Raw genomic sequence first — 17,185 nt, forward strand, 5'->3', positions numbered from 1 at the left:
ATTACGAACACTGTAACGAATCAAGGAACGGAGAGCAAAACCACTGAGACCGGTGTTTGAGAGGCCCTACAGATTTTCTTCCAGGAAGCCAGTGAAGGTCGCCCAAGAGCGCTTATCCGCCACTTCACGATAACGAGGAGACTCAAACACTGTAAAAGCGTGAGGTGCACCTGAATAGACTTCAATCAGATACGGTATACCCGCGGCTTCCAGTTCTTCAGAGAGATCCGCCACATCACTCATTGGAATTGCACTGTCTGCACCGCCGTGGGAGATGAAAATCGGTGCCGTGTCTTTGGCATAACTCTGATCGCTTGGTGTCGCCAGTCCACCGTGGAAAGTGGCATAACCATTGATACCACTGCCTTTGCCAGAGCGAGCAAGCTCTAGCGTTGCCGCGCCTCCAAAGCAATAACCTGCAACTACCACATCTTCTACACCCATTTCCCGGGCTTTATTTAAACCCGCCAGAATCAGGGTTCGCATTTTCTCCCGATCTTTATAAAGCTTTCCTGTTTCCGCTTTCTTGGCATTGGTATCAACAGGACGGTTGCCTTTGCCATATAGGTCAACCGCAAAGGTGTTGTAGCCCATCGAAGACAGCATATCGGCGCGCTTCTGCTCATAGCCAGTCAGTCCATCCCAGTCATGGATTAAAATCACTGAGCCTTTAACGTCGCCATCAGCAGGCGCGTAGTAACCCTCTAAGGCCATACCATTAGCACTGTAATCGACCACTTCCCCTGCCATTACACTAAAAGGCAGGGCCACCAACAGCCATCCTAACTTTTTCATCTTTTATCCCTCGTGGTTTCATACCCAAACGACCTGAAGATGCTCGCTGAATCCTGCATCTTAAGATTGTTTGGGTATATTCTGACTGATTGTAGTTGACCAATTTCTGTACGAACGCCAATACCAGAGCGATTTACTCAGATTTACACTCTTCCAATACAAGTGGGTTTTGGTATGTTGTGATCCAACCTTACTGGCCACCCATACTGCTTCAGCCAAATTATTTTGAAAGGAAGAAAATCTAATGAGCGATGAGCGCTACAAAGCCCGACAACAAAAAGTCAAAGAACAAGTCGACGAGCGCGTTGCCGCTGCACAGATTGAGAAAGGTTTACTGTTGGTGATTACCGGAAACGGCAAAGGGAAATCGACTTCAGGGTTCGGCATGATCACTCGCGCGACTGGTCACGGTCAGAAATGCGGTGTGGCCCAATTCATAAAAGGCACTTGGGAATGTGGCGAGCGCAATCTGCTGGAAAAATGCGGTGTTGAATTCCACGTCATGGCAACCGGCTTTACCTGGGACACACAAGATAAAGCCGCTGACACCCAAGCGGCTCAGGAAGTCTGGCAGGAATGTAAGCGCATGTTGGCAGACCCAAGTTACGACGTCGTTCTGCTGGACGAAATGACCTACATGGTCACCTATGGCTACGTCGATCTGGATGAAGTGGTAGAAGCGCTGGAAAACCGCCCTAGCGAGCAGTCCGTCATTATTACTGGCCGCGCTGCTCACCGAACACTGACTGAGATGGCAGATACGGTCTCTGAAGTTCGCAATGTGAAGCATGCTTTTGATTCTGGCATCAAGGTACGCAAAGGCATCGATTGGTAATTAGCCCTTTCCGCGACACTAGATAGAAGAAAGCCCAGCATTGCTGGGCTTACTGTTAGTTGGATGACAAGTCGTCACGGAAGCAATCATGTTCATTGCAAAGCATGGCATCAATACTTTGCCAGCCCAGCAGGCGCATCCACAGTGCAGGGATTTGTCGCGGCAACACTGGGCCTGGATCCAATTGCACTGGCGGCACCAATTGCCAAACCTGATTCTCACCCTGCTCTGCCACCACAAAGCTGAAAGGATGGTACATGGCCATGCCAAGGCGCAAATCCGTCGCGGTTAACGCATCACCATCTTGCTCGTAACGCACAAAGCCACGGGTGAAGTTTTCAAAGTTTGTGAGTAGTTCCGGCTTGCTCGGGAATGCCCAATCGCCTCGTACCATTGGCATCCAATCGATGGTTGGGTCTTCATCCAGCAAAGATGTCAGGCCTTCCCAGTATTTATCATCATCCAACACCACCACGCGCCAAAGCACGGTGTTGAAAGGTGTCGGTCCAATAAACACGGGCTGTTCTTCAAGGTGCGTGCCTGCCACATTTTCTTCCACTCGGTCTTTAACCACGCCAATCGCTACAAGCGACCAGGCGAGATAAAGCGTAGAAATCGCCAGCCCCACGCCACAGAGTTTGGCAGCACGGCTACGCCAGATAAATGCGGCCAACACTGCAATAAGCAGTGGAATGGTGTACAGCGGGTCAATAATAAAGATGCTGGAAATAGCCACAGGTGGTGTATCTAATGGCCAGAACAGTTGGGTGCCATAAGTCGTAAAAGAATCCAGAATCGGATGCGTCACCAACGCTGCAGTAAACAAGGCCCAGAGTTGCCATAGCGGCCATTCTTTGGCGAAAAATCGCTGCCAGAAAACCGCCAATACGGCAGCAAACGGGAACAGAACAAACAGGGAATGACTAAACCCACGGTGTTTAATCATATTGGAAATCGGGTCGCCATAATCCAGCACCACGTCCAGATCGGGTAGTGTGCCGAGTGCGGCGCCGGCAAGAAGCACTTTTGGAGAGCAACGCTTACCGGCGACTAAACCGGCGACTGCAGCACCAAGGGCTGCCTGAGAAATAGAGTCCATGAACGTTCGTTTTCCTTTAAAGCTGAAGGCATTTCTTTTTCTTGTTCAGGTGGCTGATTCTAGCGCACATTCTGACTGGGTGAAGCAAATATACCCAAACGACCTGAAGATACTTGAATTCAGAGGTCATCAATGCGTTCAATTCGAGGTAAATTCCGCGAGGAATAGTCATTCTATTTCCGTGGAGTTTAACGAAGAAGTGGGCGCATTGATGGCCTCCCTTTGGGCGAGTTGACTGACGCCGTGCTCTTTGTTGTTCCTTTTTGATGGAGATGACTACACCTGCAAAGGAACGCCGCAATCACAACGCCAGTCAATCTCGCTGAATCCTGTATCTTCAGGTTGTTTGGGTATACACAAATTGAAACGAATAACTGTGTTGGCGCAGATCTGTTCCTACTGGATTTCTGGGCGATGCCTCCCAACATTACGTCCTTACTTTTTGTAGGTTTAAAGGAGTCAATCCAAACAATGAGGAGAGGTCTACACGATGCCAGGAAAAGTTTCCGATTACATGACACGTAAACTGGTGACCATCAGCCCAAACATGGGAGTGCGTGAAGCGTATTTCCTCATGAGGGACAAAGACATTCGCCACCTTCCTGTCGTAGAAAACGACGAATTGGTTGGGATCATCAGTGACCGACAACTGCGTCGTCCCAACTGGGCCGATGAAGCGCCTGACATCGAACACCCTTATCTGCTTTCAGATGACCTCAATGTGGGTGATGTAATGGTGACAGATGTGATTTCCTGTCACACCTACGAAACCCTTTCCAAAGCGAACCAGAAGCTACTCGATCACAATATCGGTGCCCTGCCAGTTCTGGATAAAACGGAGACGCTGGTCGGTATTTTGTCTGCCGTCGACTTGCTCGGCGCATTACAAGATATGCTTCAGCGCGAGAAGAGTCAGAAAAAGCTTCGTGCTTAGGGGCTGTTGATCTTTACAAAAAGAAAGCCGCATTACGCGGCTTTCTGCATTCATGAGCCTTATCAATATAACGTCAGCGTTAGTTGAACAAACCTTGAAGTAGCTTGTTGGCCGCATCCTTCACTTTGTCGTCCTCTGCTTTATCACCCAACAGCTTTTTCAAACCGCGCTCCGCTTCTTTGCGCGCTTTTTCTTCCAGCACTTTGTTAGAGGTCAGCAATGCTTTTACATCGAGGTTATAGCTAGGCGCTGTCCACGTACCGCCAATCTTCACAGGAATCGTGACATCCTTGAGTTCATCGATATCTTTACCACCCTGACCTTTACTGGTGCCTACCACAGAGACAAACACTTCAAAGTCGAGGTCTTCTTTCACCAGATTGGTTTGGCCTTCGCTACGAACGCGCAGCGCTGGCGCTTCCATCTTCATATTACGGGTAGAAGCGATACCTTTGCCGAGGTTGAATGTCGCTGTCAGTGCGCTGAAGTCTGTCTTACGGGTTTCTTCCACATACTCTGCACGCTGGCCTTTCAGCGTTGCTTTCGCTTCACGGATCATTTCAGGAATGTTGATGCCGTTGATGGCACCGTCCGCAAAGTTAATCGCTACCGTGCCGGTAATGCCTGTACGCAAGCGCTTTTCAGACAGGCCAACGCCACTGACGTTTGCATCAATGCTACCTTTACCCGCTAACATATCCTGATTTGCTGCCGCCTGAAGAAGTGGGAGAACATTGACGTTCTTGATGTCTTTTTTCACCTGATAACGGGCAGGAGAAGTGGTCGCATCAAGCTTGCCTTCCACCTTGATTGTCCCACCGTATAGCTTGGCGTCGAACTGTTTCACATCAACCTTGCCACGATTCACGGCAAAGTTGACAATCACATCAGTAACTTCCACATTGCTGGCAACGAAGTCATCAATAACGATTTTACCTGCAATATCCAACCCTTTCAGAGCAGAGAGGTCAGGTTCAACATCACTAAGCGGTTTCTTCTCCACTGGCTTTTCAGCAGAGCCGCCTTGAGAGCCACCCAATGCTACTGGCTTATCTTCTGCTGCGGCCGCTTTGCCTCCAGGAAAAGTATCCAGGTTGATTTTCGGGCTGTGAACGTCAAATCGAATGGCTGGAATATCTGCCAGTGCAACTGACGCTTTACCATCAAAATTCAGTTCGTCGACTGCCGCTTTCAGATTTTCCAGAGACAGTTTCTGCGCCTTGTTATCGAAGGCCACGTCACCGCCCATACTGATTTTCATTTCAGGACGAGGCAATGACTTGCCTGCTACTGTCGTGTTCAGTTCCAGCGCTTTTGCGGTGATCAGAGAAATCGCTTCGTCGACTTGCACCGTGGTTTTACCTTGTGCGTCAAACGACATGTCGCTGGCATTACCCTTGGCCGCAAAATCAAACACCATAGGAATCGCAAGACCGAGGCGATCTGCTTTCAGCGTGAAATTTTCCAGTTTTGTCGCCGCATCATTGGCGCTGGCTTCCAATGTGAGAGTGCGAAGCTGAGATTTCATGATCTCTTTGTCGATCATGGCTTCAGCGTCACCCTTGGCGGAGAAAGCCAAAGCGTTCTGTTTGCCCACCACATCAAATTCGATTGGCACCCAAATACCGGTTTCAAGCTTACCGATAGTCAGGTTCAGTGAGCTGATTTCACTGCTGGTATGCGTTTTGTCATCCCGCACGGTGGCGCTGGCATCCAGCAACTCCAAACCGCCGATGGAAATCGTCCACGCTTTTGCTGGTTCACCAGCGGGTGCAGGCTCAGAGGCCGACTGAGTATTGCTCTCTGACGGAGTTGTTTCTGCGCTTTGCTCGCCGCTCAGGCCATCTAGGTTGCTCACCCCATTTGGCAAGGTCTGAATGAACACGTGAGTGCCATGCAAGCTGACAAGACCGATATCCAACGTATCTGACAGCAGCGGCATGACCGCTACTGACATCTCCGCTTTTTTCAGTTTCAGCATGTCAGGCTCGGCAAAGCCCTCGGGGTTTTTGAACGCCAGTTGCTCAACGGACAGGCCTAAGCTAGGCCAGAAACGCCAACTGATATCGCCATCAATAACCAGCTCACGTCCTGTCGCTTTTTTCACTTCGTCAGTGATCAACGGTTTGAAATCATTGGGGTTGATGAATGCAACGATCGCACCAATGGCCACGACCACCAACAGCACCAGTCCGAGTAGAATGTAGAGAAGCTTTTTCATGATGATGCACATTTCCTTTTGAGATGCGGTTGAGGTTAACCAAAATGGACAAAAATTTCTGCTCTAAGTTCAGCAATTTCAGTCATTTCTGGTCCTCATCAATCCGTGATGCCACCGCACCCTGTTGATTTTTATACTTAGCATTCTGCCGTTTATGATAAGGGCGCTCCGCTGGGCTGGTCATGGTTTCAAAGCTTAGCGCACCAATTGGCATACCAGGTCGAAGTGCCAGAGGCAGCCGTCCGCTGTTGTAGAACTCCAGCACAATCTTGCCTTGCCAACCAGGATCTATGCGATGGGCTGTGACATGCACCATCAACCCAAGCCTCGCAAGGGAAGAGCGTCCGTCCAACCAGCCCACGATATCGTCTGGCAACGTCACGACTTCATGAGTTACCGCCAGTGCTAATTGCCCCGGATGAAGAAAGAATGCCTCGCCTTCCGCGATTTCGATTTCATCGCTCATCACCTTTTCAAGCTGTGCGGAGACTTCTTCCCTTGGACCGGATAAATCAATAAACGGCGCGCCATGCTCACTAAAGACACGAAACTTGTTGTCTAAGGTCACATCTGCTGTGACACCAGAGATAGCATCGTCAGAAGGTCTAGGTTCAATGACGATCTTGCCATCATCGAGATATTCTTTGATGTGTCTGTCACTTAATCTCATCGCACGGTCCTTCGAATAATGGCCTTTGTTTATTTTTAACCAACTTCAGGTATAAAAAAAGCCGGTCTCAACCGGCTTTTCTTTTATGCTTTCAGCAATTTGGCGATGTGTGCTTTGAGCACATCAATCGCTATTCGGTTCTTACCACCGCGCGGAACGATGATGTCCGCATACTGTTTTGATGGCTCGATAAATTGCATGAACATTGGACGAACTGTTTGCTGATACTGCTGAAGTACTGATTCCATGGTGCGGCCACGCTCAGCCACATCACGTTTCACACGACGAAGCAGACAGATGTCCAGTGGGGTATCCATAAAGATGCTCGCATGCATCAGGTCACGAAGGCGTGGGTCAGTCAGCAGAAGAATACCTTCCAGTATGATCACCTTCTTAGGCGTCAATGGGGTGGTCTCTTCCATGCGGGTGTGTTCAGCGTAGCTGTATTGAGGGACTTCAACCGCTTTGCCTTCCATCAGGTCTTGAAGGTGCTTGCACAGCAGATCATGGTCCAAGGCTTGGGGATGGTCGTAGTTGGTTTTGACACGCTCTTCCATGCTGAGGTGACCTTGGTCGCGATAATAGCGGTCTTCCGTGATAACACCGATCTGATGATCGCCAACTTTTTCTTTTAGTTCTTGATAAATAGTACTAGCGATCAGACTTTTACCGGATGCAGATGCGCCTGCAATACCGATAATGACACATTGGTTGTTGTCACTCATAAATGAATACCCGGAGAGTTGGCGATAAATAAACCGCCTGATTATAGGGAGTTGAACTCCCTCACGCCATCTAAATGTGTGATTCAGATCTCAAATAAAAGCAAGATGCATATTGTTTCATCACTGTGCACACGAATTGCGCACCAATTCTCGCTCTCAATATGAAACTTGTCAGTAATGTACTTGCTATTCACTCACTGTGGTGATGGATATTTGATCTGCCACACGCTCTCCATGCCAGAACAGATGACTCGCGACTTTCTCTGCCAGTGCGAGATAGACGTCAGCATGTTCACTTTCTGGCTTGCTGGCGACAGTAGGTGCGCCAGCGTCAATATCTTCTCGAATACTGATGTGAAGGGGAACTTGAGCTAACAGCGACAAGCCATAGTCATTTGCCATTTTCACCGCGCCGCCTTGACCAAAGATCGGCTCATGGTGACCACACTGACTGCAGATATGGTAGCTCATGTTCTCTACCACTCCGAGGACCGGAACCGCGACCTTCTCAAACATGGCTACACCTTTGATGGCATCCGCTAAAGCAAGATCCTGAGGCGTGGTGACCACGACAGCTGCCGTGACGGGAAATTGCTGCGCCAGACTCAATTGGATATCACCGGTGCCCGGTGGCATGTCCACCACCAGATAATCCACATCCGGCCAATGTGTTTCGTTGACGAGTTGCGCGAAGGCCTTTGATGCCATTGGGCCGCGCCACACCATAGCATTCTCATCCGGTACTAAATAGCCAATGGAATTACTGAAAAGGCCATGCGCCTCAACTGGCTCCATGGTTTTGCCATCTAATGTTGTCGGCTGTTTGCCCTTGGTACCCAACATGATTGGCAGTGAGGGGCCATAGATGTCTGCATCAAGGATACCGACTTTGGCCCCTTGAGCGCGGAGGGCTAGCGCAAGGTTCACTGATGTTGTCGATTTACCTACGCCGCCTTTTGCAGAACTCACGACAATGACATTCTTCACCCCTTTGATAAGCGGTTTTTCGCCCGCTTTGAGTGGTGCAACTTTCTGCTCGATGACTAGCGTAGGGACATCCTCACCCGCTGTTTTCTGCGTTTCAATCCAGTCTTTTAACGCTTGGATCAAAGAAGATGCAGCAAAGGGGAACGAGACTTTTAACTCACCGCTTTTTGCTTGAGTCACCATGCCTTGTTTATCTGCCCAACCTTCAACAAGCGAAGCATGGGTAAATTGATTAAGGAACGTTTTCACGGTATCCAAGTCAGGTTGTGAATTCTTATTGCGGCCGAAAAACATAGGACATGCACTCTTCAGTAATGATTCTTCTAGCCTAATGAATTTTTTACGATTTCACACCCTTTAGGCAGAAGGGTTATTCGATACTGTTGCTAATGACCATTTTCTCTGTCTCTCAAGCGCTTCAAACTATGTTTTCTGGGCCTGATCAGGTAAGATTTGCGCCATTCATTCGATTCAATTGTCAAAAGCGAACTATCTAAATTATGGCTGCAAACCAACGTAAAATTCTGGTTACCTGTGCCCTGCCTTACGCGAATGGCTCTATCCATTTGGGTCATATGCTCGAGCATATTCAGGCAGACGTGTGGGTGCGTTATCAGCGCCTGCGTGGCAACACTGTAAACTTTATCTGTGCAGACGACGCACACGGTACGCCAATCATGCTGAAAGCTCAGCAATTGGGTATCGAGCCTGAAGCCATGATCGCTGAAATGCAGAAAGAACACGAAGCAGACTTCGCGGGCTTTGACATCAGCTTTGACAACTACCACAGCACGCACAGTGAAGAAAACCGTGAGCTGGCGTCTTACATCTACACCCAACTGAAGAACAAGGGCTATATCAATAGCCGTACGATTTCTCAGCTGTTTGACCCTGAGAAAGAAATGTTCCTTCCAGACCGTTTCGTTAAAGGCACTTGCCCGAAATGTAAGTCTGAAGATCAGTATGGTGACAACTGCGATAACTGTGGTGAAACCTACAGCCCAACTGAATTGATTAACCCTAAATCAGCAGTGAGTGGCGCAACCCCAGTACTGAAAGATTCTGTTCACTTCTTCTTTGACCTGCCACAGTTCGAAGACATGCTGAAAGCATGGACCAAATCTGGTGCGTTGCAGGAAGAAATGGCGAACAAAATGAACGAGTGGTTCGAGTCTGGCCTGCAGCAGTGGGACATCTCCCGTGACGCGCCTTACTTCGGTTTTGAAATCCCGGGTGAGCCAGGCAAATACTTCTACGTATGGCTGGACGCGCCAATCGGATACATGGGTTCATTCAAGAACTTCTGTAATAAGAATGGCAATGTCGATTTCGACGAATACTGGAACAAAGACAGCGACGCTGAACTTTACCACTTCATTGGCAAAGACATCGTTTACTTCCACAGCCTATTCTGGCCAGCCATGCTGGAAGGCGCGGGCTTCCGCAAGCCAAACAACGTGTTCGTTCACGGCTATGTGACCGTTAATGGCGCGAAGATGTCGAAGTCGAAAGGCACTTTCATTAAGGCGAGCACTTACCTGAAACACCTGGATCCAGAGTGTCTGCGCTACTACTACGCAGCCAAACTGAACAACCGCATCGACGATCTTGATCTGAATCTGGAAGACTTCGTTCAGCGTGTTAACTCTGACATCGTAAACAAAGTGGTTAACCTTGCATCTCGTAACGCAGGCTTCATCGCGAAACGCTTCGACGGCATGCTGTCTGCTGAATGTGCAGAGCCAGCACTTTATGAAGAGTTCACTTCTGCAGCTAGCCGTATTGGCGAACTGTTTGAAAACCGCGAGTTCAGCCGTGCTATCCGTGAAATCATGGCACTGGCTGACAAAGCAAACCAATACGTTGACGAGAAAGCACCTTGGGTCGTCGCCAAAGAAGAAGGCAAAGATGCTGAGCTTCAAGGAATCTGTACCATGGGTATCAACCTGTTCCGTGTACTGATGACTTACCTGAAGCCAGTGATGCCAGAACTGGCAGAGCGTTCAGAAGCATTCCTGAACGAAACCCTGAGCTGGGATGGTATTGCAACGCCGCTGACTGCTCATAAAGTTGAAGCGTTCAAAGCGCTGTTCAGCCGCATCGATCCGAAGAAAGTTGAAGAGATGGTTGAAGCATCTAAAGAAGATGCAGCAGCCGAGAAAGCGGTGGCTGAAAAAGCCAAAGGTCCTTTGGAAGAAGAGCCAATTGCAGATGAAATCGAGTTTGGTGACTTTGCGAAAGTGGACCTGCGTATCGCAAAGATCATTTCTTGCGAATCTGTGCCGAAAGCTGACAAACTGCTGAAATTCGAGCTAGATATCGGCGGTGAGACCCGTCAGGTGTTCTCTGGTATTAAGTCTGCGTATAACCCAGAAGATCTGGTTGGCAAATACACTGTCGTGGTGGCTAACCTGAAACCGCGTAAGATGAAGTTCGGTATGTCAGAAGGCATGATTCTGGCCGCTGGCCCAGGCGGCAAAGATCTGTGGCTGCTTGAACCTCACGAAGGTGCACAAGCAGGTATGCGTGTGATGTAATCACGACGCAGAAATCGAAAAGGAGCCTGACGGCTCCTTTTTTGTTTGTGCATCCAAGGGAATATTTTGTCGACTCTCATCACACTTTTGCACCAAGTTGGTTAGATTCTGCGCCATTGCTGGTCAGAAAATTCGGCATAAAAACATAACCCGTTGTTTTTAAATGTTTTATTAATTGGCACACACACTGCACTACTTGTTCAGGCACTCAGGAAAGAGGAACAAGTTATGGCACTGTTATCTATCATCACTCCAAACTGGTTAGTTCGCATGACGAAAGGCCTGTCGAGCTCACAGAAATCCCGACGCGACCACTACCGTTCGCAAATCAGCGATCTTCGTTCATTGCTTTGGATGCTGCATGACCACAACACCCGCTACATCCGCTGCCCACAATCACCTCAAGCCAGCAAAGCTCGCAATGAGATTGCCGAGTACTGCGATCAATTACTGGTTGAGTGTAATAACCCTCAACGCCCTTTGTTCCGTGTATTGAAGTCTCGGATGGAACAGGTGTTGTCGTCACTTCCGAATCAATCTAAAGCTGGCTGGTACGCGATACACCATAGAGCTTCAGACCACCTCATTTACATCATCGATGAAGTGACACGCTCTTATCTGGCAGAAGGAACACTCGATGCGACCTATGAAGAATATCAAGCGTTCTGGCAAACCTGGATTGATACTAAAGAAGCGCAGCTTCGTTACGAACAAGCCGTGATGCGCTTGATGGAAGGTAAAACAGCTGCGTGGCAGTCCGTGAATTTGCAAAGCCGAATCTTACAAAAGCGGATGCATCAACTTTCATTGATGTCGAGCGGAGATGCGACCTTGGCTTTTGATCGCGTAGATAACCGCTTTGATTCCGTTATTCGCTCAACGGAAGAAGAAATTCCAGCATCTTCTCTGATTAAAATCAGTCAGGATTTAAGCGTCATTTTACTGCACCTGTTTGACCGCGAATTGATTGTTCGTACTGCCGATAACGAGTCAGTCGCTGTAACTTCAGAAGACATCAAAGCGCTTCCTTTAAAAACAGGATGAGTGCCCTTCAGAAAATAAACAAATAAAAAAGGTCAGCCTAGTGGCTGACCTTTTTTGTATCTGGTTTTGCTAGCCGACTCGTCGGAACTGACCCACAAGTTGTTTCTGGGCAGACAAGGCTTCAACCAATCCTTGAGCTTCCTGAACTGTCTCTTTCGCAATATTCAAAGACTGATGTGATAGCTCAGAAACAGACTGAATATTGCCGTTCATCTCGTTAGATACCGCCGCTTGCTCTTCAACCGCAGTCGCTACCTGATGGTTACGATCGTTGATATCAGACACCAACTCCTGCGAACGACGAAGCGCATCACCCGCTTTCTCAGCGCTGGTCACACACTCACCTGATAAGGTTGTACCTCGTTCCATGGCATCAACTGCTTGTTGCGTGCCGTTCTGAATCAAAGAAATGACGTCTTGGATTTCAGAAGTCGACTCTTGTGTGCGTTGTGCAAGTGCGCGAACTTCGTCTGCAACCACCGCGAAGCCTCGACCTTGTTCACCGGCTCGCGCTGCCTCAATAGCTGCGTTAAGTGCCAACAAATTGGTTTGCTCTGCGATACCTTGGATGACATCAGATACGGAGCCAATGCGCTTGCCGTGCTCTTCCAGCTCGGATATCACGCTTGATGCGTCACTAAGCTGCTTAGCGAGGTTCTGGATAGCATCAACCGTCTGGCCAACTGTTTCCATACCAGTGAGGGTGGCATCCTGAGCTTCCGTCGCGGCATCGGAGGCGCTCTGAGTATTTCCTGACATATCGTTTGCTGTCGCCGACATTTCGTTAATTGCCGCGGCAATCTGTTCGGTTTCCGCATTTTGATTTTCAAGATTACTGGCGGTTCTTTCACCATTTGCCTTAGCATTGGCCGCTGCATTCAACACTTGATCGCTTCCATCGAGAATTCGACCAACAACAGCGTTTATTTCGGCTGCACGCATCTTGAGTGCCAATTCTATTTCAGAAACATCATCGATCGCTCCATTGTAGAGATACTCCATCAATGGGTTGTCGTAGGCTTCTTTCGCCAGTTTGGTCACGTTTTCTAAGCGGCGTGTCAGCATAAACATTGCCAGTATCGAGAAAACAAATTGCACCGCGATGGCTGCGGCAAACCCGGCAAAGAAGCCAGCAGCACCCGCCAATATTGCGCCTGGTATAAACCACATTGCTGCTCGTTGCCACATACGAGTGCGCGGCATCTTGAGCGCCGATGGTGTTTTGCCAGCCAGCAACTGTGGATACACTTTTTCAGCACGCTCTACCGCTTTGCGGTCTGGCGTGGTTCGAACAGACTGAAATTCAACAATCTGACCGTTTTGTTTGATAGGAGAAGCGAACGCATTCACCCAGTAGTAATCGCCGTCTTTAGTGCGGTTCTTTACCAAGCCCATCCAGTTGTTACCGGCTTTGATAAAGTCCCACATGTTCTGGAATGCTGCAGGCGGCATGCTGGGGTGACGAACAAGGTTGTGTGGTTGACCCACAATTTCGTCTAACGTGTAGCCCGCCACTTCGCAAAAATCCTTACTCGCGTACTTAACGATACCGCGTGGATCGGTTGTTGAGAGCAAATTGTAATCGGTGGGGAACTTTATTTCTTTATCCGTTACAGGATTATTGACTCGCATACGACACTACCCTTTCTTAGTTGCGACGATTTCTAATAAGTAATAGTAGACGAATAAACAGGAAGGAAATGATAAGGTTGCAAACAAATAACCACAAATTAATTAATACTTTATTAACTTTCTGATTTACATGATTGTTTCTCGAAAATATAAAAATAGTTTCATCAATATTAAGGTGTATTAATATGTTGCTCATTAAGTGTACACTTTCAAACTTAATGCATTAAAAACTAGGCAATGAAAAAAGGGTAATTTTCTGTTTTCAATAAAAAACCGGCCGTGGAGGCCGGTTTTTTTTAAGATTTCGATTGTATTAACCGATGTGAGTCAGGCCACCCATGTAAGGACGAAGTACTTCTGGCACTTCAATGCGACCATCTTCCAACTGGTAGTTTTCAAGGATTGCTACCATGGTGCGACCAACCGCCAGTCCTGAGCCGTTAAGTGTGTGCAGCAATTCCGGTTTCTTCTCAGCCTTACGACGGAAGCGCGCCTGCATACGACGTGCCTGGAAATCACCCATGTTAGAACAAGATGAAATTTCACGGTAAGTACCTTGAGCAGGTACCCACACTTCCAGATCGTAAGTCTTTGTTGAGCCGAAGCCCATGTCACCGGTACACAGAATCACCTTACGGTAAGGCAGATTCAGCAGTTGTAGAACTTTCTCAGCGTGACCAGTCAGTTCTTCCAGGGCCGCCATTGAATCTTCTGGCTTAACGATTTGTACCAACTCGACTTTATCGAACTGGTGCATACGGATAAGGCCACGGGTATCACGACCGTATGAGCCAGCTTCTGAACGGAAACACGGCGTGTGAGCGGTCATTCGGATAGGCAGCTCGGCTTCTTCCACGATGGTGTCACGAACCATGTTGGTCAGCGGCACTTCAGCGGTTGGGATCAGAGACATGCCCACGCCTTCTTCGGTCGCAGGTTGAGTGTGGAACAGGTCTTCACCGAATTTTGGCAGTTGACCAGTACCAAACAGACTGTCTGCATTCACCAAATAAGGCACGTACATTTCGGTGTAACCGTGCTCAGTGGTGTGAAGATCCAGCATGAACTGGGCAATTGCACGGTGCAGGCGCGCCATTTGGCCTTTCATTACGATGAAACGTGAGCCAGACAGTTTCACTGCGCTCGCAAAATCCAGACCGCCAGTCAGCTCGCCCAGATCAACGTGGTCTTTCACTTCAAAATCGTAAGTTTTCGGCTCACCCCAAACAGAGATTTCTACGTTTTCAGATTCATCTTTACCTACTGGCACTGCATCATCAGCGATGTTTGGCACACCCATAGTGATGTCATTCAATTGGTCCTGAAGCTCAGCCAGTTCCGCTTTCGCTTTGTTCAGCTCGTCGCCCAGGTTTTCTACCGCTGCCAGCAGTGGCTGGATATCTTCACCTTTCGCCTTCGCCTGACCGATGGACTTGGATCGTGCATTACGCTCAGCTTGCAGCTCCTCGGTGCGTACTTGCAGCGATTTGCGCTTTTCTTCCAGATTGCGGAGAGTGTCAACGTCAAGCTTGAAGCCACGACGTGCCAGTTTTTCAGCTGTTGCGTCCAGCTCGGTACGAAGTAGTTTTGAATCCAGCATGTTAATCCTGTGAATCGTTAAACAGTGCCTTAAAAGAAGTTGACGCTGCCACGCACTATTATGGCAACGTCAAATTGAAAGGATTTTTCTTCCTGAGATGGGTAACTTTAACCACCACATTTATTGGGTAAAACAATACCCAAATTGACCTTTATTTCCTAGCGTTTTCGAGGGCTATTTGCATTCAACTGCTCAAGAAACGCCAGCTTTTCTGCAATTTTGATTTCCATCCCCCGATTCACTGGCTGGTAGTAACGCGTGCCTTTCATTTCTTCAGGGAAATAGCTCTCTCCTGCGGCATACGCATTTGGCTCATCATGGGCATATCGATACCCATCGCCATACCCCATTTCTTTCATCAGAGTCGTTGGCGCATTGCGAAGGTGGTTTGGCACTTCATAATCAGGGTGCATTTTGGCATCACGCAAAGCCGCTTTCCATGCGACATAAACTGAATTACTTTTTGCTGCACATGCCATGTAAACCGTTGCCTGCGCAATGGCACGTTCGCCTTCTGCCGGTCCGACCCGGGTAAAACAATCCCAGGCGTTAATGGCTATTTCCATTGCACGCGGATCCGCATTGCCAATGTCTTCAGAGGCAATGGCGAGCAGACGACGGGCAACATAGAGCGGGTCACCACCAGCAGTGATGATTCTGGCGTACCAGTACAAGGCAGCATCTGGATCAGAACCACGGACCGACTTGTGAAAGGCGGAAATCAGGTCGTACCAAAGATCACCCTTGTTATCAAAGCGTGCAATCTTCTCTCCGGCTACTTCGGCGAGCAACGGCAAGGTGATTAGCTTCTTACCGCTGGCGTCTGGTTCTGCCATGTCAGACAAGAGTTCCAGATAGTTCAGCGTCATTCGCGCATCACCAGAGGTAAAATCAGCCAATTGCGCTTTGACACCCTCAGCGAATTCCAGTTTTTCTGCACCCAGTCCACGCTCGTTGTCAGACAGTGCCTGATCGATCACTTCCAACACATCGTCAGTATCGAGAGATTTGAGCTTGTAAACTCGCGCTCTTGAGAGCAGTGCGTTGTTCAGCTCGAATGACGGGTTTTCCGTCGTTGCACCGATAAAGGTGATGGTGCCATCTTCAATATGCGGCAGAAAGGCATCCTGCTGGCTTTTGTTGAAGCGATGCACCTCGTCAACAAACAGAATCGTCCGTCTGCCGACCAATTGGTTTTCTTTGGCTTTATCAATCGCAAGACGAATATCTTTTACACCGGATGTAACAGCAGATACCCGTTCAATTTCTGCGTTGGCATAACCTGCGGCGACTTCTGCCAGCGTGGTTTTACCCGTACCAGGCGGCCCCCAAAGGATCATTGAATGCAGCTGGCCGCTTTCGAGAGCACGGCGCAGAGGTTTGCCTTCATCGAGGAGGTGTTTTTGGCCTATGTATTCGGCGAGGTTAGTTGGCCGCATACGCGCGGCCAAGGGGCGAAAGTCGTCCGCAAAATCCAGACTGAGGTTACTCAAATTAGCTTTCTCTGATTACTGTCGCTGGTCATCCAGCTCAACACCTTCCGGAACAGTAAAGCTGAACAGTGACGCTTTCGGAGTGACATTCTTCACGTCATCCAGTGCAAAGCGACTTTGCTGTCCGTCCTGCTCCACCACGGCAAATTCGGTAATTTTGCCGTCAGGTTTCACACTAACAACAAACTCACCCAAATTTGAGGCTTCTTTTGGAGACAAAGTGAAAGTATCGCCATCCTGCTCCACGTCGTAGTTTGCCCAGTCACTCGGGTTATTGCGGGTCAGCAAAACAAAAGGCGTCTGTGAAGTGGCATCGTCCAACCGCATAGCAGTGACTTGTTCAATGAAAGGGCTGTAGTACCACAGTGTTTCACCATCTGAAATCAGGTAATTTTCATCTGGCGTCACCGTTTCCCAATTGAACAGGTTTGGGCGCTTCATAGCGAGACTGCCTTCGCCTTCGCTGATTACATCCCCTTCTGGGCTGGTTACTGTCTGTTCAAAATTTGCTGTAAAGCTGTTGAGTTTTGACAAGCGAGAATTCAGCTCTTGCTGCGGATTTGCAAACACTGCAGGTGCAACCAGCAGCAAAGAGAACAACATTTTTTTCATT

Annotated in this window: 14 protein-coding genes; 4 read left to right on the forward strand and 10 right to left on the reverse strand. The window is 48.7% G+C overall.

The window, feature by feature from the left end; translation table 11 throughout:
- Positions 1 to 66: 66 nt before the first annotated feature.
- Positions 67 to 795 (reverse strand): dienelactone hydrolase family protein, encoded by a 729-nt coding sequence (locus tag QL223_RS20395; RefSeq protein ID WP_281545785.1) that lies wholly within the window; start codon positions 793 to 795, stop codon positions 67 to 69.
- A gap of 244 nt (positions 796 to 1,039) precedes the next feature.
- On the opposite strand from QL223_RS20395, the gene cobO reads away from it, so the two are divergent.
- Positions 1,040 to 1,630: a cob(I)yrinic acid a,c-diamide adenosyltransferase gene (cobO, locus tag QL223_RS20400; RefSeq protein ID WP_281545786.1), complete on the forward strand. Its 591-nt coding sequence runs from the start codon at positions 1,040 to 1,042 to the stop codon at positions 1,628 to 1,630.
- A 55-nt stretch (positions 1,631 to 1,685) separates the two neighbouring features.
- Here the strand turns inward: cobO and QL223_RS20405 are convergent, their stop codons facing one another.
- A complete protein-coding gene (locus tag QL223_RS20405) occupies positions 1,686 to 2,729 on the reverse strand; it encodes a metal-dependent hydrolase (RefSeq protein WP_281545787.1) in 1,044 nt (347 codons plus the stop codon).
- Positions 2,730 to 3,219: 490 nt separating this feature from the next.
- On the opposite strand from QL223_RS20405, the gene QL223_RS20410 reads away from it, so the two are divergent.
- On the forward strand, positions 3,220 to 3,663 hold the full coding sequence (locus tag QL223_RS20410; protein WP_281545788.1) for a CBS domain-containing protein: 444 nt from the start codon (positions 3,220 to 3,222) through the stop codon (positions 3,661 to 3,663).
- Positions 3,664 to 3,742: 79 nt separating this feature from the next.
- On the opposite strand, the gene QL223_RS20415 is transcribed toward QL223_RS20410, so the two are convergent.
- The 4 genes from QL223_RS20415 to apbC all read right to left on the reverse strand — a co-directional run bounded on the left by QL223_RS20415 (position 3,743) and on the right by apbC (position 8,560).
- Entirely contained in the window at positions 3,743 to 5,884 is a 2,142-nt protein-coding gene (locus QL223_RS20415) for an AsmA family protein (protein ID WP_281545789.1), read from the reverse strand.
- Positions 5,885 to 5,966: 82 nt separating this feature from the next.
- Positions 5,967 to 6,554, reverse strand: a complete 588-nt coding sequence (dcd, locus tag QL223_RS20420; protein WP_002539182.1) for a dCTP deaminase — start codon at positions 6,552 to 6,554, stop codon at positions 5,967 to 5,969.
- 83 nt (positions 6,555 to 6,637) lie between these two features.
- Positions 6,638 to 7,279, reverse strand: coding sequence for a uridine kinase (udk, locus tag QL223_RS20425; RefSeq protein WP_165012848.1), 642 nt, complete (start codon positions 7,277 to 7,279; stop codon positions 6,638 to 6,640).
- Between the two features lie 186 nt (positions 7,280 to 7,465).
- Positions 7,466 to 8,560: an iron-sulfur cluster carrier protein ApbC gene (gene apbC / locus QL223_RS20430; RefSeq protein ID WP_281545790.1), complete on the reverse strand. Its 1,095-nt coding sequence runs from the start codon at positions 8,558 to 8,560 to the stop codon at positions 7,466 to 7,468.
- 206 nt (positions 8,561 to 8,766) lie between these two features.
- Here apbC and metG point away from each other — a divergent pair, with 206 nt between their 5' ends.
- Positions 8,767 to 10,803 carry a methionine--tRNA ligase gene (gene metG / locus QL223_RS20435; protein WP_281545791.1) on the forward strand — a complete coding sequence of 679 codons (2,037 nt, stop codon included), beginning with the start codon at positions 8,767 to 8,769 and terminating at the stop codon, positions 10,801 to 10,803.
- A gap of 228 nt (positions 10,804 to 11,031) precedes the next feature.
- On the forward strand, positions 11,032 to 11,847 hold the full coding sequence (locus QL223_RS20440) for a hypothetical protein (RefSeq protein WP_281545792.1): 816 nt from the start codon (positions 11,032 to 11,034) through the stop codon (positions 11,845 to 11,847).
- Positions 11,848 to 11,916: 69 nt separating this feature from the next.
- Here the strand turns inward: QL223_RS20440 and QL223_RS20445 are convergent, their stop codons facing one another.
- From QL223_RS20445 to lolA, 4 genes are all read right to left on the reverse strand, one after another.
- Positions 11,917 to 13,479 carry a PAS domain-containing methyl-accepting chemotaxis protein gene (locus tag QL223_RS20445; protein WP_281545793.1) on the reverse strand — a complete coding sequence of 521 codons (1,563 nt, stop codon included), beginning with the start codon at positions 13,477 to 13,479 and terminating at the stop codon, positions 11,917 to 11,919.
- Positions 13,480 to 13,792: 313 nt separating this feature from the next.
- Positions 13,793 to 15,079 carry a serine--tRNA ligase gene (gene serS / locus QL223_RS20450; protein WP_002539172.1) on the reverse strand — a complete coding sequence of 429 codons (1,287 nt, stop codon included), beginning with the start codon at positions 15,077 to 15,079 and terminating at the stop codon, positions 13,793 to 13,795.
- Positions 15,080 to 15,237: 158 nt separating this feature from the next.
- Complete coding sequence (locus tag QL223_RS20455) at positions 15,238 to 16,572, reverse strand: replication-associated recombination protein A (RefSeq protein ID WP_281545794.1); 1,335 nt, start codon at positions 16,570 to 16,572, stop codon at positions 15,238 to 15,240.
- A gap of 15 nt (positions 16,573 to 16,587) precedes the next feature.
- Positions 16,588 to 17,184, reverse strand: a complete 597-nt coding sequence (gene lolA, locus QL223_RS20460; RefSeq protein WP_002539169.1) for an outer membrane lipoprotein chaperone LolA — start codon at positions 17,182 to 17,184, stop codon at positions 16,588 to 16,590.
- Position 17,185: the final 1 nt, after the last annotated feature.

This window comes from Grimontia sp. SpTr1 (assembly GCF_947387585.1).
Taxonomy (GTDB): Bacteria; Pseudomonadota; Gammaproteobacteria; order Enterobacterales; family Vibrionaceae; genus Enterovibrio; species Enterovibrio indicus.

Bases quoted from the DNA above. Each gene is read 5' to 3' on its own strand.
- dcd (WP_002539182.1), bottom strand. From the start codon at position 6,554: ATGAGATTAAGTGACAGACACATCAAAGAATATCTCGATGATGGCAAG.
- QL223_RS20405 (WP_281545787.1), bottom strand. From the start codon at position 2,729: ATGGACTCTATTTCTCAGGCAGCCCTTGGTGCTGCAGTCGCCGGTTTA.
- QL223_RS20445 (WP_281545793.1), bottom strand. From the start codon at position 13,479: ATGCGAGTCAATAATCCTGTAACGGATAAAGAAATAAAGTTCCCCACC.
- lolA (WP_002539169.1), bottom strand. From the start codon at position 17,184: ATGAAAAAAATGTTGTTCTCTTTGCTGCTGGTTGCACCTGCAGTGTTT.
- QL223_RS20410 (WP_281545788.1), top strand. From the start codon at position 3,220: ATGCCAGGAAAAGTTTCCGATTACATGACACGTAAACTGGTGACCATC.
- serS (WP_002539172.1), bottom strand. From the start codon at position 15,079: ATGCTGGATTCAAAACTACTTCGTACCGAGCTGGACGCAACAGCTGAA.
- QL223_RS20415 (WP_281545789.1), bottom strand. From the start codon at position 5,884: ATGAAAAAGCTTCTCTACATTCTACTCGGACTGGTGCTGTTGGTGGTC.
- udk (WP_165012848.1), bottom strand. From the start codon at position 7,279: ATGAGTGACAACAACCAATGTGTCATTATCGGTATTGCAGGCGCATCT.
- cobO (WP_281545786.1), top strand. From the start codon at position 1,040: ATGAGCGATGAGCGCTACAAAGCCCGACAACAAAAAGTCAAAGAACAA.
- QL223_RS20440 (WP_281545792.1), top strand. From the start codon at position 11,032: ATGGCACTGTTATCTATCATCACTCCAAACTGGTTAGTTCGCATGACG.
- QL223_RS20395 (WP_281545785.1), bottom strand. From the start codon at position 795: ATGAAAAAGTTAGGATGGCTGTTGGTGGCCCTGCCTTTTAGTGTAATG.
- metG (WP_281545791.1), top strand. From the start codon at position 8,767: ATGGCTGCAAACCAACGTAAAATTCTGGTTACCTGTGCCCTGCCTTAC.
- apbC (WP_281545790.1), bottom strand. From the start codon at position 8,560: ATGTTTTTCGGCCGCAATAAGAATTCACAACCTGACTTGGATACCGTG.